This window comes from Pseudomonas sp. FW507-12TSA, from assembly GCF_058781435.1.
Genome location: NZ_JBYSWT010000046.1, coordinates 1 through 13,371, shown reverse-complemented (window position 1 = coordinate 13,371; position 13,371 = coordinate 1). Strand labels below are relative to the sequence as shown.

At 68.3% G+C, this 13,371-nt stretch carries 14 protein-coding genes; 10 read left to right on the top strand and 4 right to left on the bottom strand.

Annotated elements, in window-relative coordinates:
* Positions 1–49: 49 nt before the first annotated feature.
* Positions 50–1,222, bottom strand: coding sequence for an MFS transporter (locus AC3WK8_RS30185; protein WP_085600637.1), 1,173 nt, complete (start codon positions 1,220–1,222; stop codon positions 50–52).
* 124 nt (positions 1,223–1,346) lie between these two features.
* Here AC3WK8_RS30185 and AC3WK8_RS30180 point away from each other — a divergent pair, with 124 nt between their 5' ends.
* From AC3WK8_RS30180 to AC3WK8_RS30140, 9 genes are all read left to right on the top strand, one after another.
* Entirely contained in the window at positions 1,347–1,934 is a 588-nt protein-coding gene (locus AC3WK8_RS30180) for a TetR/AcrR family transcriptional regulator (protein WP_085600639.1), read from the top strand.
* Positions 1,935–2,052: 118 nt separating this feature from the next.
* Complete coding sequence (locus tag AC3WK8_RS30175) at positions 2,053–3,879, top strand: glycoside hydrolase family 15 protein (protein ID WP_103327048.1); 1,827 nt, start codon at positions 2,053–2,055, stop codon at positions 3,877–3,879.
* A gap of 53 nt (positions 3,880–3,932) precedes the next feature.
* Entirely contained in the window at positions 3,933–4,301 is a 369-nt protein-coding gene (locus AC3WK8_RS30170; protein WP_103327049.1) for a VOC family protein, read from the top strand.
* A 121-nt stretch (positions 4,302–4,422) separates the two neighbouring features.
* Positions 4,423–4,809, top strand: a complete 387-nt coding sequence (locus tag AC3WK8_RS30165) for a hypothetical protein (protein ID WP_103327051.1) — start codon at positions 4,423–4,425, stop codon at positions 4,807–4,809.
* A 32-nt stretch (positions 4,810–4,841) separates the two neighbouring features.
* Positions 4,842–5,294, top strand: a complete 453-nt coding sequence (locus tag AC3WK8_RS30160; protein WP_053138859.1) for a hypothetical protein — start codon at positions 4,842–4,844, stop codon at positions 5,292–5,294.
* A 59-nt stretch (positions 5,295–5,353) separates the two neighbouring features.
* Positions 5,354–6,259 carry an alpha/beta fold hydrolase gene (locus tag AC3WK8_RS30155; protein WP_053138856.1) on the top strand — a complete coding sequence of 302 codons (906 nt, stop codon included), beginning with the start codon at positions 5,354–5,356 and terminating at the stop codon, positions 6,257–6,259.
* A gap of 77 nt (positions 6,260–6,336) precedes the next feature.
* Positions 6,337–6,810 (top strand): hypothetical protein, encoded by a 474-nt coding sequence (locus AC3WK8_RS30150; protein ID WP_022639847.1) that lies wholly within the window; start codon positions 6,337–6,339, stop codon positions 6,808–6,810.
* Between the two features lie 15 nt (positions 6,811–6,825).
* The gene (locus tag AC3WK8_RS30145) at positions 6,826–8,268 is read left to right on the top strand and encodes a TIGR01777 family oxidoreductase (protein WP_103327053.1); all 1,443 of its coding nucleotides are present in this window, start codon (positions 6,826–6,828) and stop codon (positions 8,266–8,268) included.
* A 14-nt stretch (positions 8,269–8,282) separates the two neighbouring features.
* Positions 8,283–10,721 carry a PEP/pyruvate-binding domain-containing protein gene (locus AC3WK8_RS30140; protein WP_103327055.1) on the top strand — a complete coding sequence of 813 codons (2,439 nt, stop codon included), beginning with the start codon at positions 8,283–8,285 and terminating at the stop codon, positions 10,719–10,721.
* Positions 10,722–10,728: 7 nt separating this feature from the next.
* On the opposite strand, the gene AC3WK8_RS30135 is transcribed toward AC3WK8_RS30140, so the two are convergent.
* Entirely contained in the window at positions 10,729–11,709 is a 981-nt protein-coding gene (locus AC3WK8_RS30135) for a GlxA family transcriptional regulator (protein WP_103327057.1), read from the bottom strand.
* A 92-nt stretch (positions 11,710–11,801) separates the two neighbouring features.
* Between AC3WK8_RS30135 and inhA the strand changes: the two genes are divergently transcribed.
* Positions 11,802–12,488, top strand: a complete 687-nt coding sequence (gene inhA, locus AC3WK8_RS30130; RefSeq protein ID WP_103327059.1) for an isonitrile hydratase — start codon at positions 11,802–11,804, stop codon at positions 12,486–12,488.
* A gap of 11 nt (positions 12,489–12,499) precedes the next feature.
* Here the strand turns inward: inhA and AC3WK8_RS30125 are convergent, their stop codons facing one another.
* Both AC3WK8_RS30125 and AC3WK8_RS30120 read right to left on the bottom strand, forming a co-directional pair.
* Complete coding sequence (locus tag AC3WK8_RS30125; RefSeq protein ID WP_103327062.1) at positions 12,500–12,844, bottom strand: antibiotic biosynthesis monooxygenase family protein; 345 nt, start codon at positions 12,842–12,844, stop codon at positions 12,500–12,502.
* Between the two features lie 23 nt (positions 12,845–12,867).
* A partial coding sequence (locus AC3WK8_RS30120; protein ID WP_103327064.1) for a LysE family translocator occupies positions 12,868–13,371 on the bottom strand: 504 nt, incomplete at its 5' end.

The following is a 13,371-nucleotide window of genomic DNA, read 5'->3' as shown; positions in this document are numbered from 1 at the left end:
CCAGAGAAACAACGCGGCGCAGCGGGGACAAATTAGTCCCTTGGTCGTTTCAGCGCAGGCTGCGATAGCTCTGCAGGGCCGCCACCAGCACCACCGCACCGCCAGCCAGGGCCAGCCAGAAGCCGCTGCGGGCGCCGAACTGGTCCACCAGGCCGCCGGCACCGGCGGCCCCCAGGGCCACGCCCACCCCCAGGCCGGTGACCAGCCAGGTCAGGCCCTCGGTCAGCTTGGCCGGCGGCACGATGCGCTCCACCAGGGCCATGGCGACGATCAGGGTCGGGGAGAAAAACAGCCCGGCGACGAACACCGCCAGCGACAAGCCGAGGATGTTGCCGGCCAGCAACAGCGGCAAGGTGGTCACCGCAGTGGCGATACCGCTGTACATGAACAGCCGGGGCAGCGGCGTGGCCAGTTTCAAGGCACCGAAGGCGATCCCCGCCAGGCACGAACCGGTGGCGTACATCGACAGCACGATGCTCGCCGCCGCCGGCTGGCCCTGTTGCTGGGCGAAGGCCACGCTGACCACATCCACCACGCCGACGATGACGCCCATGGCGGTCATCAGCAGCAACAGCAGGCGGATCTGCGCCGAACGGATGATCGAGCCCGAATGCTGTTCGTCATGGGCATGGACCGGCGGCTCGGTGGACTTCTGCACCACGAACAGCGCTACCCCCAGCGCCAGCATCAGCAGCGCCACCAGCGGCCCGGCCTCGGGAAACAGGCCGACGCTGAGACCGACCGAGATCGGCGGGCCGACGATGAAGCACACCTCGTCCAGCACCGATTCCAGGGCGTAGGCGGTCTGCAACTGCGGCTGGCCCCGGTACAGCTCGGTCCAGCGGGCCCGGACCATGGCCGACATGCTGGGCATGCAGCCGGCCAGGGCGGCGCAAAGGAACAGCGCCCAGTGCGGCGCCTGCAAGCGGGTGCACAGCAACAGCGCCAGCAAGGCGCCGCCGCCCAGCCCGGCCGCCAAAGGCAGGACCCGGCCCTGGCCGAAGCGGTCCACCAGGCGCGAGACCTGGGGCGCGCAGAACGCCGTGGCCAGGGCGAAGGTAGCTGCCACCGAACCGGCCAGGGCGTAGCCGCCGTGCAGTTGCGCCAGCATGGTGATCAGGCCGATGCCGGTCATGGAGATCGGCATGCGCGCGATCATGCCGGCCAGCACGAACGCCCGGCTGCCGGGGGCCTTGAACAACTCGCGGTAGGGGTTTGCCATGTACAACGACTCCTTGGGGGTCCTCAGGGCGGCTTTGCAGTAGCTACACATACGCCGCGTATGTTAAAAGCATGAAAACATACGCCGCGTATGTCAATCCATCATGTGTTGGAGAATTGTTTTCATGAGCAGCCGCCCGCGCGCCGAAATGATCGAGGCCACCCGCGCCAAGCTGATTGCCAGTGCCCGCCTGGCCTTTGCCCGCCTGGGCTACGCCAAGACATCCATGGACGACCTGACCGCCGAAGCCGGGCTGACCCGAGGTGCCTTGTATCACCACTTCGGTGACAAGCAAGGCCTGCTGGCCGCGGTGGTGGAGCAGATCGACAGCGAGATGGACGCCCGCCTGGACCGAGTCAGCGACCAGGCCGGCGATCCCTGGGAAGGTTTCACCCGGCGCTGCCGGGCCTACCTGGAGATGGCCCAGGAGCCGGAAATCCGGCGTATCGTCCTGCAGGACGCCCGGGCCGTGCTCGGCGAACGCCTGCCGGACCAGGAACACTGCATCGACTCCCTGGGCCGGCGCCTGCAAGCCCTGGCCGAGGCCGGGATCATCAGCCCCGCGCCAAGCCAGGCCCTGGCCCGCCTGGTCAATGGCAGCCTGGTGGACACCGCGCTGTGGATCGCCGCCGACGCAGCGCCCGGACAACGCCTGGAACAAGCGCTGCTGGGCCTGGAACTGCTGCTGCGGGGATTGCGCGCCAAACCCTGAAATGAACTCCCGGGACGCTGCGCAGGTCAGCTCAACAGAAGCCGGGCGTCCTCGCCTGGCCTGACCTTCGCCCCGCTCATCGCCTGTGGCATGGGCCTGAACCCGGAGTCTTGCGGCCATGGCTGAGCAGCATCCTGCGACCCAGCGTCCCATCGACGCCCACGGCATCATCGGCGACATGCGCAGCGCCGCCCTGGTGGACGACCAGGGCAGCATCGACTTCTTCTGCTGGCCGGAATTCGACAGCCCGACGATCTTCTGCGCCCTGCTGGACAGCCCCAGCGCCGGGATCTTCCAGCTGGCGCCAGCGCTGGCCAATGCCCGCCGCCAGCAGATCTACCTGCCCGACAGCAACGTCCTGCAGACCCGCTGGCTGGGCAACGAGGCGGTGGTGGAAGTCACCGACCTGCTGGCCATCGATGAAGACGTCGAGCTGCTGCCGCTGCTGATCCGCCGGGTCCGGGTGGTCAGCGGCCGGGCCAGGCTGCACCTGCACTGCGCGCCACGGCTGGATTACGCCAGGGCCACCACCCAGGCACGGATGGACGACGCCGCGGTGTGCTTCCAGGCCCCCGGCCAGCCCGGCCTGCGCCTGGTGGGCGACCGGCCGCTGCAACTGGAACAGGACGCAGCCGTGGCCGAATTCTTGCTGGAACAAGGCCAGAGCGCCGAGTTCATCCTCGGCGGCAGCGACGATCCGCGGGTGCAGTGCGGCGCCGGCGACCTGCACCTGAGCCGCACCTTGCGGTTCTGGCGCGATTGGATCGGGCGCTCCAACTACCGTGGGCGCTGGCGCGAGATGGTCAATCGCTCGGCCCTGGCGCTCAAGCTGCTGACCTCCAGGCGTCATGGCGCGATTCTCGCCGCGGCGACCTTCGGCCTGCCGGAAAGCCCGGGCGGGGTACGCAACTGGGACTATCGCTACACCTGGGTGCGCGATGCTTCGTTCACCGTCTACGCCTTCATGCGCCTGGGCTACGTCGAGGAAGCCAACGCCTACATGCGCTGGCTGCGCGGGCGGGTCAGCGACTGCCATGGCAAGCCGACGAAACTCAACGTCCTGTATGGCATCGACGGGCGCCAGGAACTGCCGGAAGCGGAGCTTGCGCACCTGTCCGGCCACGGCGGCGCACAGCCGGTGCGTATCGGCAACCAGGCCTACGAACAAGTGCAGCTGGACATCTTCGGCGAGCTGCTGGATGCGGTGTACCTGGTGAACAAGTACGGCGAAGGAATCTCCCACGAGGGCTGGAAACACACGGTGCAGGTGGTGGACCGGGTCTGCGCCGGCTGGCAGCACAAGGACGTGGGAATCTGGGAGATGCGCGGCGAGCAGCATCACTTCCTGCATTCGCGGCTGATGTGCTGGGTGGCGGTGGACCGGGCCATCCGCCTGGCCTCCAAGCGCTCGCTGCCGGCGCCCTTCGCCCGCTGGGACCAGGCCCGCCAGGCCATCTACGACGACATCTGGAGCCAGTTCTGGAACGAAGAGCGCGGGCACTTCGTCCAGCACATCGGCAGCACCGCCCTGGACGGCTCGATGCTGTTGATGCCGCTGGTACGCTTCGTCGGTGCCCGTGATCCACGCTGGCTGTCCACCCTGGAAGCCATCGAGAACAGCCTGGTACGCGACGGCATGGTCTACCGCTACCGCAACGACGACAGCCGGATCGACGGCCTGGACGGTACCGAGGGCGCGTTCGCCGCCTGCTCGTTCTGGTACGTCGAATGCCTGGCCCGGGCCGGGCGCCTGGAGCAGGCGCACCTGGAGTTCGAGCAATTGCTGCGTTATGCCACCCCCCTGGGCCTGTACGCCGAGGAGTTCGACCCCCACGGCCGCCACTTGGGCAATACACCCCAGGCCCTGACCCACCTGGCGCTGATCAGCGCGGCCTGCTTCCTCGATCGGCGCTTGAGCGGCGACAAGGAGGTCTGGCAACCTTGAGGGCCGCCTGTGAGCACAGGCGCCCTCCTCCCACAGGCCCAATGGATGTGCCCATGCCCGACTCACCGATCATCGCCCTGATGATCCACGCCGCCGACTGGCGCGCCGCCACCGACTGGTACGCCCAGGCGTTTCCCCAGGCCCGCCGGGTACGGCATGAACCCGACGATTTCGGGCACCTGCAACTGGGCGAGCTGACGCTGGAAATCGTCCCCAGCGACGCCAAGGTCGGCCAGGGCCCGGCGGGCAGCGTGGTGTACTGGCGCGTCGCCGACCTGCCCGGCGAGCTGCAGCGCCTTGTGGCCCTGGGCGGTCGCTTGTATCGCGGCCCCATGGCCATCGAAGGTGGCGAGTGGATCTGCCAGGTGCAGGACCCCTGGGGCAACTGCATCGGCCTGCGCCAGCCGGCGCCCTTGGCCTGAGATGAAAAATGGCGCACCTCTTTCAAGCAGCGTGTCCACAGCAGCGACCTGCAAGTGAAGCCGGTGCGGCGAGCGACACCGCGCTAGAATCCGCCCCTCGACTTTCCCTTGGGGCCCCCTCATGAGCCTGGAGTTGCACCTTGAAGCCGACAAACGCCTGACCACGGCGCTGCTCGGCCGTCTGCTGGAGGGTCTTGCGGGAGCCGAAATGGCCCCAGCGTCCGGAGGCCTGCAGGCGACCTTCCCATCAGGGCTGAGCCTTGACAACGAGGATTCGAACCTGGAGCCCGAAATCCGCGCCGAAGACCGCAAAGGCTGCGACTTCGCCGTCGGCCTGCGCTGCTACTTGCGCATCAAGGGCCCCGAACCCGAGGGCCACAGCGCCCTGGATGACCTGCGACGACTGCTGGACAGCATTGCCCAGAACAGCGAGGCGCTGTTCATCCTCTCGTTCCAGTACGAATCCACGCTCTACTGGCGCGACGCCGACGGTCTGCATGAAGTCTGAGCCACGAAACCACCACGAGTGACACCACCCCGATGAAAACACTGGTCGCCCTGTTTGCCCTGCTGTTCAGCAACGTCGCCCTGTGCGCCTCGTTCAGCGACTCCCCCGAAGCTCTGGTGCGCCAGTTCATTGCCGACTATCAGCAGTGGAGCGACAACGCCAGCGCACGCCAGCCGGTGGACGCGCCCCTGCAATCGCTCGACCTGGCGCAGCAGGAGTACGCCCGGTTGCTGGCCAAGTTCTGCCTGCCGGGCTTCCAGGGCCAGCCGATTGCCTTCACCTCCCCGGCCAGCCACGGCACGGGCTATGAGCAAGTTCTCTCGAGCAGCCGTACCGGTGATCGCGCGCTGGTGAAAACCCGGGCGATCACGCCCGGTACGGGGTTTGCCGCCGATTACCACTACCAGCTGATCTTCCGTGACCAGCGCTGGTACCTCAGCGAAGTGTTCTACGTGGACGATGAGGGCCAGTACGAATCGCTGTAGATCACCTGCAAGCCATTTTTACGCTAGGGTGTTGCGAGCCACCGAACTCCGGAGTCGCCATGCCCAGCCCAGCCGCCCTGCATCACGCCACCACTGCCAGCCTGCATATCGCCTACGAGGAACACGGCCCGCGTGGGGGCGAGCCGGTGATCCTGCTGCACGGTTTTCCCTACGATCCACGGGCCTACGACGAGATCGCCCCGCCCCTGGCCGAACGCGGTTATCGAGTGATCGTGCCGTACTTGCGCGGCTATGGGCCGACGCGCTTCACCCACCCGGGGATCATGCGTTCCGGGCAACAGGCGGCACTGGCCCAGGACCTGCTGGAGCTGATGGATGCCCTGCAACTGCCCACGGCCACCCTGGCCGGCTACGACTGGGGCGGACGCGCGGCGTGCATCGTCGCGGCACTCTGGCCGCACCGGGTGCGCGGCCTGATGAGCGCCGACGGCTACAACATCCAGGACATCGCCAAGGCCTGTGAGCCCCGGGCTCCGGAAACCGAGCTGCGGCTCTGGTACCAGTACTACTTCAATACCCAGCGCGGGGTGGACGGCCTGCGCGCCAACCGCCGGGAATTCTGCGAGCTGCTGTGGCGCCTGTGGTCGCCGACCTGGCAACAAGGGCCCGGGCTCTATGGGTTGAGCGCGCCGTCCTTGGACAACCCGGATTTCGTCGAGGTGGTGATCCACTCCTATCGCCATCGCTTCGGCTACGCCCCGGGCGATCCGGCGCTGGAACCCATCGAGCAGGCGCTGCTGGCCCAGCCGCCGATCCAGGTGCCGACCATCGCCCTGTGCGGCGCCGACGATGGCGTCGGCGCGCCACTGGTGCCGGACCCCGACGGCCCGCAGTTCACCCGCGGTTATGAACGGCGGATCTTGCCCGGGGTCGGCCACAACGTGCCCCAGGAGGCGCCGCAAGCCACCCTCGAGGCCCTGCTGGAGCTGCTGCAAGACGCTTGAAGAGCGCGACTGGCGCACGCCATGGCGGGGGAAAAATCGGTACACTGCGCGGCCTCGATCCCCCCACAGGACATGGAATGTTATCCGCCGCCTCTTCTTCACGCCCTGGCCTGCGCCGGGGCCTGGTGCTCTGGCTGTACGCCGCCGGCGCCGGCCACTTGCTCGCCGGCCTGCTGCTGACCTGGGCCGGCCACCAGGCGCTGTTCAACGACTACCTGGCCACTATCGAACAAGCCTTCTGGGGCGCCGCCGCCCCGGCGCCGGCCCGGGCCCAGCAGGTCTGGTGGCTGGGCCTGTTCGGCGCCACCCTGCAAAGCTACGCCCTGTACCTGCTGGCCCTGGTGTACCTGGGCGATCGCCTGCGCGCGCCGGCGGCCTGGGCCTGGCTGATGGCCGGGATCGTCCTCTGGGCGCCCCAGGACATGTGGCTGTCCTGGCAGGTGGGCATGTCGTCCCATCTGTGGATCGACAGCTTCGCCCTGCTGGTGCTGCTGCCACCTTTGGCCTGGCTGTACCGCCACGACCGCCTTACCTCTCGCTCTCTTTCGTAAAAGGATTTCATCATCGTGGCTGACTTGCCGTTCCTGCAGTGGGCCGTCGCCCTGCTGCTCGCCCAAGGGGTGCTGGGCGCCCTGGACACCCTCTACCACCACGAACTCACCGTGGCCCTGCCGCAACGCCACAGCGCGCGCAAGGAACTGAGCATCCATGCCCTGCGCTCGTGCTTCTACGGCGTGCTGTTCATGGGCATCGCCCACCTGGCGTTCCAAGGCATCTGGGCCTTGGTGATCGCCCTGCTGTTCGCCCTGGAGATCGGCCTGACCCTGTGGGACTTCGTGGTCGAGGACCGCAGCCGCAAGCTGCCGGCCATCGAACGCATCATGCACACGGTGCTGGCGATCAACGCCGGCGCCTTCTTCGCCTTGTACGGCCTGCAACTGCTGGAATGGTCGCGCTTGCCCAGCGCCCTGGCCCCTATCGACCTGGGCTGGCAGGGCTGGGCCCTGAGCCTGTTCGCCGTGGGCGTGAGCGCCTCGGGGATTCGCGATGGCCTGGCGGCCCTGCGCCTTCAACGCCAGGGGCAGGCGATCAATCCGTTCACCGGCGGCGCAGGCAAGCGGGTGCTGGTCACCGGCGGCACCGGCTTCATCGGCGAAGCGCTGGTCAACCAGTTGCTCGACGCCGGCCACACGGTCAGCGTGCTGGCCCGGGACCCCTTGCGCGCCGCCTACCTGTTCGACGGTCGCGCCCGCTGCCTGCGCTCTTTGGACAAGCTGGGCCACGGCGAAGCGTTCGACGTGATCATCAACCTGGCCGGCGCCCCGGTGGCCGGGCCGCGCTGGTCGGCCAAGCGCCAGGCACAACTGCTGGCCAGCCGGGTCGGCACCACCGAAGGCCTGCTCAATTGGCTGCAACACGCCCAGCACAAGCCCGCGCTGTGGATCCAGGCCTCGGCCATCGGCTTCTACGGGGTGCGCGATGCCAGCCAGGAACTGGATGAAGATGCCGCGCGCGGCGAAGGCTTCATGGCGGATTTGTGCGCTCGCTGGGAGTCCTCGGCCGAGCCCGCCAAACGCTTCGGCGTACGCCAGGTGGTGCTGCGCCTGGGTATCGTGTTCGGCCCCGGCGGCGCCCTCAAGCCGTTGCTGATGCCCTTCTACTTCGGTTTTGGCGGGCGCATGGGCGATGGCCGGCAGATCATGAGCTGGGTGCACCGCGACGATGTGCTGCAAGTGATGGCCCGCGCCATGCGCGATGAATCCCTGGAGGGCACTTACAACCTGGTGGCCCCGGATGCCGTGAGCCAGGGGCAGTTCGCCGAGAGCGTCGGCCAGTTGCTCAAGCGCCCGGTATGGCTGCATGTACCCGCAGCGCCGGTGCGGGCCCTGGCCGGGGAAATGGCCCAGCTGTTCTTCGATGGCCAGAAGGTGGTGCCGGCGCGGCTGTTGCAGGCCGGCTACCGCTTCCGCTACCCGACCCTGGACAGCGCCCTGCGCGACCTGGCCTGAACCGAGGAGCCTCGATGAGCAAGCCCCTGTTGTACTTGCTGGCGGGTAACGGCAGCGCCAGCGACTGGTGGGACGATGCCGTACCGCACTTTCGCCATTATCGAGTGCAAACCCTGGAACTGCCGGGGTTCGGCGACAACCCTCAGCCACCGTGCGACGACTTGGGGCAGTACGCCGAGGCCCTGCTGGCGCTGACCGCCCCGGGCAACGCCATCGTCGCCGTGGGCATCAGCGCCCTGGTGGTGCTGCACGCCTTGCAGCGCCGTCCCGGGCACTTCTCCCGCAGCGTGCTGCTGTCGCCGGTGGGGGCCTTCCTCTGGCAGCGGCGCCTGCCGGCGTTGATGTCGCCACTGCCGGTGCGGCTGTTGATCCACCGCTTGCTCGGCCAGCGTCCGGTCTGGTTCGCCCACAAGTTCTCACGCCAGCGCTGGAGCCCCCAGCAGTACCAGCGCATGGGCGCAGGTTATGCCCGCTGCCGGGCCTTCGTGCCGCTGTGGGAGCAATTGCGGGCCGACACCGCGCTGCCGCTGCTGGAGTGGATCGAAGACCCGGTGGAGCTAGTCTGGGGTGATCAGGACCAACTGCTCGGCAGCGCCCAGGCCGCGGCCTGGAGCGCGATCCTGGCCCGCGCCGACCTGCGAGTCAGCCTGCGTCCGGGTTGGGGCCACTACCCGTGGATCGATGCGCCGGCCGAGTTCGCCGCCTGGATCGAGGCGCCCAACGATGGCTTCGTCGCCCACACCAAGGGCGGGCGCCTGCATCTTGCGCAATGGGCCGGCCAGCCGGTGCCGGCCGCCCTGAGCCTGGAGAGCGCCGAGGATCCGCGCCTGCCATCGCTACTGGCCAGCCAGCCCGATGCCCTGTGGGCCGTGCGCTCCTCCAGCTATGGCGAAGACCAGGCCGACTCGGCCAACGCCGGGCTCAGCACCACCTACCTGCGGGTGGCCGCCAGCGAAGTGGCGTCACGCATCGACGAGCTGCGCCAGAGCGGGGTCGAGGAAGTGGTGGTGCAGCGTTTCGTCCAGCCGGTGCTGTCGGGGATCGCCTTCGTGCGCCACCTGGCGGTGGAACTGGAATGGGTCGAGGGCCATCTGGAAAGCCTCGCCGATGGTCAGGCCAGCCCCGAGCGAGCGGTGCTGTCACGCCTGGGCCCGGCCTGGGAAAGCGGCACCTTCGCCACGCGCCACGGCCTGTCTGCCAAGGCCTTGTGGGACTTTCTGCAAGGGGTGCTGAAGGTTTTCCACTACGTCCCCGGCGACATCGAGTGGGCCTGGGATGGCCAGCAAATGTGGCTGCTGCAATACCGCCCGATCAGCGACTACGGCTGGCGCCGGCACCTGACCGCGGCCAACATCGCCGAGATCCTGCCACCGCAACCCAGCCGCTTCGTCGAGTACGGCCAGCGCCGGGCAGCAGCCAGCATCCCGGCGATCATGGCCCGCTGGGACAGCCGGGTACTGGAGAACAACGAGCCGTTTACCGCCCTGTTCGGTGGCGCCTCCTACATCAACAACGACCTGTTCCTGGCGCGCCTGGCGGATTGGGGCCTGCCCTCCTCCGGTTATGCCGCCGAAGTCGGTGGCGCGGCCCCGGCCCTGCCCTTGCGGCCCCGGCGCCTGCTGCGCTCGCTACCGCGGCTGCTGCGCATGCAGTTCATCGCCCGCAGCCACCTGCTGACCCTGGAACCAGGCCTGCGGCGCTTCGAACGGGAACTGGCGCAACTGCGCGAGGCCGGGGCCTCGGGCCAGCAACTGGCGGACTGGTTCAGCCGCTTCTACGTGTTCGTGGTCCAGGGCAACCTGTGCATCGCCACGGCCCTGGCCAGCAGCGGTGGCGCCCTGCTCGGTCGCCCGCCCACCGCCTACGACAACCTGGAGCACAGCCCCCATCGGTTGCCCTGGGAAACCGATCCCGGCACTGCGCGCCCGGCATGCGCGCCGCTGCCATTGCAGGCGTTCCCAAGCTGGAGCCCCGCCGTCGCCCTGGCCCATCGCCTGGGCCTGCCGGGCATGCGCGGCTACTACCTGCAAGTGCGCGAATGGTACCGGGACAACCTGATGCGCCTCTTCATGGGCCTGCACCATGCACTGCCCGAGGCCGATCGCGACTACTGGTTCGCCCCCCACGAACAGGTGCGCAGTCGCGGTGGCAGCTTCTGGCAGGACGGCCGCGAGGGCAGCGAGCAGGCCAGTGGCTTCATGATCTACCCGGGCCAGGCCCAGGGCATCCTCGGGGTGGACATCCTCCTGGAGGACACCCTCGACCCCGGTCGGCATGCCCACTACCAGCAGGCCCGGGCAGTGATCGCACGCATGGGCGGGCGCCTGTCCCATGGCTCGACCCTGCTGCGGGAACTGCGCAAGCCCTCGGCGGTGCTGCCCCAGGTGGATCCGAGCTGGATGGGCCGCGAGGTACGCTATGTCGACGGTCAACTGAACCTGGTCCAGGACTGAAGGCGGCTCAGGAGGACGTGGCGGCGAAACGTTCGCGATAGGCCTGGGGCGTCACGCCCAGGGCCCGCAGCACGCTGCGGCGCAGGGTCTCCTCACTGCCAAAACCGCACTGCACGGCAATGCGCTTGATCGACAAGCCAGTGTCGGCCAGCAAGCGGCGGGCGGTTTCCACCCGGATCAGCTCGATGGCCCGGGCCGGGGTCTGGCCGGTGTCGGCGCGGTAGTGGCGCACGAAACTGCGCTCGCTCATGGCCGCTTGCTCGGCCAGCACCGGCACCGTCAGTTCCCGGTTGAGGTTCTCGGCGATCCAGGCGTGCAGCCCATCGAAACGCCCGCCACCGTTCTGCAGCGCCAGGGTCACGCTGAACTGCGCCTGCCCGCCCGGGCGCTTGAGGAACACCACCAGTTGCCGGGCCACTTCCAGGGCTGTCTCGCGCCCCAGGTCAGCCTCCACCAGGGCCAGCGCCAGGTCGATGCCGGCAGTGACCCCGGCCGACGTCCAGACCGGGCCGTCGTTGATGAAGATCGGGTTGGCCTCGACCCGCAATTGCGGATAGGCCTCGGCCAGTTGCTCGCAGCGAGTCCAGTGGGTCACCACCCGCCGGCCATCCAGCCAGCCGCTGGCCGCCAGCAGGAAAGCCCCGGTACAGACCGAGGCCACCCGCCGTGCCGACCCCGCCCGGGTCGCGACCCAGGCCACCAGTTGCGGGTCACGGGCGGCCGCGTAGACCCCGCCGCCACCGGCCACGATCAAGGTATCGCATGCCTGCTCCAGGCCCGGCAGGGGGTCGGCCAACAACGCCAGGCCCGACGAACTGAGGGTCGCCCCGCCCGGGCTTGCCACCACCCGGGGGTTATAGGGTAACGGCAGCCCCCGCTCGCGGGCCCGGTCATTGGCCGAGGCGAACACCTGCAAGGGCCCGGTGACATCCAGCAACTGGGCGTTGGCAAAAGCCAGGACAAAGACGTTTTTCGCGGTGCTGGGCATGATTGGCGTAAATCGAGGGCAGGTTGGCGTATGCGCCAAATCCTAGAAGGCTAGAGTCAGCTCGTCCACCCCATCGATACAAGGAGCTCGCAATGGCCGTGCAGATCGGTTTTCTGTTGTTCCCAGGCGTCCAGCAACTGGACTTGACTGGCCCCTATGACGTGCTGGCGGCGCTGCCGGATACACAAGTGCATTTGCTGTGGAAGGAGCCAGGGCCGATCAGCTCCAGTGCCGGGATGCTGCTGCAAGCCACCACTGGCTTCGCCGCCTGCCCGCCGCTGGATGTGCTCTGCGTACCGGGCGGGGCCGGCGTCGGGGCCTTGATGGAAGATCCACAAGTGCTGGATTTTCTCCGCCAGCAGGCCACCCAGGTGCGTTACCTGACCTCGGTCTGCACCGGTTCCCTGGTGCTCGGCGCCGCCGGCCTGCTACAGGGCAAGCGGGCCACCACCCACTGGGCCTACCACGAGTTGCTGGCGCTGCTGGGGGCCATTCCCGTCCATGAACGAGTGGTGCGCGATGGCAACCTGTTCACCGGCGGCGGCATCACCGCGGGCATCGACTTCGCCCTGACCCTGGCCGCCGAGCTGTTCGACCCACAGACCGCGCAGCGGGTGCAACTGGATCTGGAATACGCCCCGGCCCCCCCCTTCGACGCTGGCAGCCCGGACACCGCCCCCGCAACCCTGGTGCAACAAGCCCGCCAGGCCACCACGGCCTCCCTGAACAAGCGTCGGGAAATCACCCTGCGCGCCGCCGCCAGGTTGCAGGCCGGCTGATCCGGCAATCGTCAGGCGTGGCGTACCGGGCCGTGGCGGTCGCTGGCCAGCAAGGAGTCGATACCGCCATCACCGTAGACCCGCTCGACCCTGGAGATCACCACCTGGTAACCGGCGTACCAACGCCGGTACTGGCGCTTGGCGGCAAGGTGCCGGGGGTCGCGGGCGAAAGCCTGGATCGACGCCTCGTCCTCCCAGTAGTAGCTGGCGTTGACCAGGCCCTGGCCAGCGTTGGCCCAGGACTGGGCACCGACGAAACCCGGCAGGCTGGTGGCGACTTCGTCGATGATCGCGCTCAGGCGCTGGAACTCTTCGTCGGCCTGGCCGGGCTTGTAGATAAAGGCGGCGATGTACATGTTCGGACTCCATTGGGGAAAAATCAGCTCGGCTGGGTCATCAGCGCCAGGCGCAAGGCCAGGGCCAGCAACACCACCGCCAGCAGCCAGGACTGCAACCTGGCAACACCTGCCGTACGAGCGGCCAGGCCACGGCCCAGGGCGGCACCAAAGACTCCCAGGCTGGTATGAAAGACGCCGCTGACCAGGGTCAGGACCAGGCCCAGGACCACCAGTTGCCAGGCGATGCTGCCCTGCCCGGGGCTGACGAACTGCGGCAAGAAGACCATGAAGAACAACAGCGCCTTGGGGTTGAGCAGGCTGTTGCCCATGGCCCGGACGAACACCGTGGCCAGCGGCACCCGGGGCGTGCCGGCAAGGTTCAAGCCAGCCCTGCTGCCCAGGGCCTTCCAGGCCAGCCACAAGAGGTAGGCGACCCCGGCGTAGCGAATCAGGTCCAAGGCCGGCGGCCAACTGGCCACCAGGGTGGTGACGCCAGTGGCGGTGAGCAGGGTCAGGCAGATATCCGCGACCCCGATCCCCAGCCC

What these genes read in the sequence shown, in the direction of transcription:
- inhA (WP_103327059.1), top strand. Translation starts at nt 11,802, where the DNA reads ATGGCCGTGCAGATCGGTTTTCTGTTGTTCCCAGGCGTCCAGCAACTG.
- AC3WK8_RS30155 (WP_053138856.1), top strand. Translation starts at nt 5,354, where the DNA reads ATGCCCAGCCCAGCCGCCCTGCATCACGCCACCACTGCCAGCCTGCAT.
- AC3WK8_RS30180 (WP_085600639.1), top strand. Translation starts at nt 1,347, where the DNA reads ATGAGCAGCCGCCCGCGCGCCGAAATGATCGAGGCCACCCGCGCCAAG.
- AC3WK8_RS30160 (WP_053138859.1), top strand. Translation starts at nt 4,842, where the DNA reads ATGAAAACACTGGTCGCCCTGTTTGCCCTGCTGTTCAGCAACGTCGCC.
- AC3WK8_RS30135 (WP_103327057.1), bottom strand. Translation starts at nt 11,709, where the DNA reads ATGCCCAGCACCGCGAAAAACGTCTTTGTCCTGGCTTTTGCCAACGCC.
- AC3WK8_RS30150 (WP_022639847.1), top strand. Translation starts at nt 6,337, where the DNA reads ATGTTATCCGCCGCCTCTTCTTCACGCCCTGGCCTGCGCCGGGGCCTG.
- AC3WK8_RS30175 (WP_103327048.1), top strand. Translation starts at nt 2,053, where the DNA reads ATGGCTGAGCAGCATCCTGCGACCCAGCGTCCCATCGACGCCCACGGC.
- AC3WK8_RS30125 (WP_103327062.1), bottom strand. Translation starts at nt 12,844, where the DNA reads ATGTACATCGCCGCCTTTATCTACAAGCCCGGCCAGGCCGACGAAGAG.
- AC3WK8_RS30140 (WP_103327055.1), top strand. Translation starts at nt 8,283, where the DNA reads ATGAGCAAGCCCCTGTTGTACTTGCTGGCGGGTAACGGCAGCGCCAGC.
- AC3WK8_RS30165 (WP_103327051.1), top strand. Translation starts at nt 4,423, where the DNA reads ATGAGCCTGGAGTTGCACCTTGAAGCCGACAAACGCCTGACCACGGCG.
- AC3WK8_RS30185 (WP_085600637.1), bottom strand. Translation starts at nt 1,222, where the DNA reads ATGGCAAACCCCTACCGCGAGTTGTTCAAGGCCCCCGGCAGCCGGGCG.
- AC3WK8_RS30170 (WP_103327049.1), top strand. Translation starts at nt 3,933, where the DNA reads ATGCCCGACTCACCGATCATCGCCCTGATGATCCACGCCGCCGACTGG.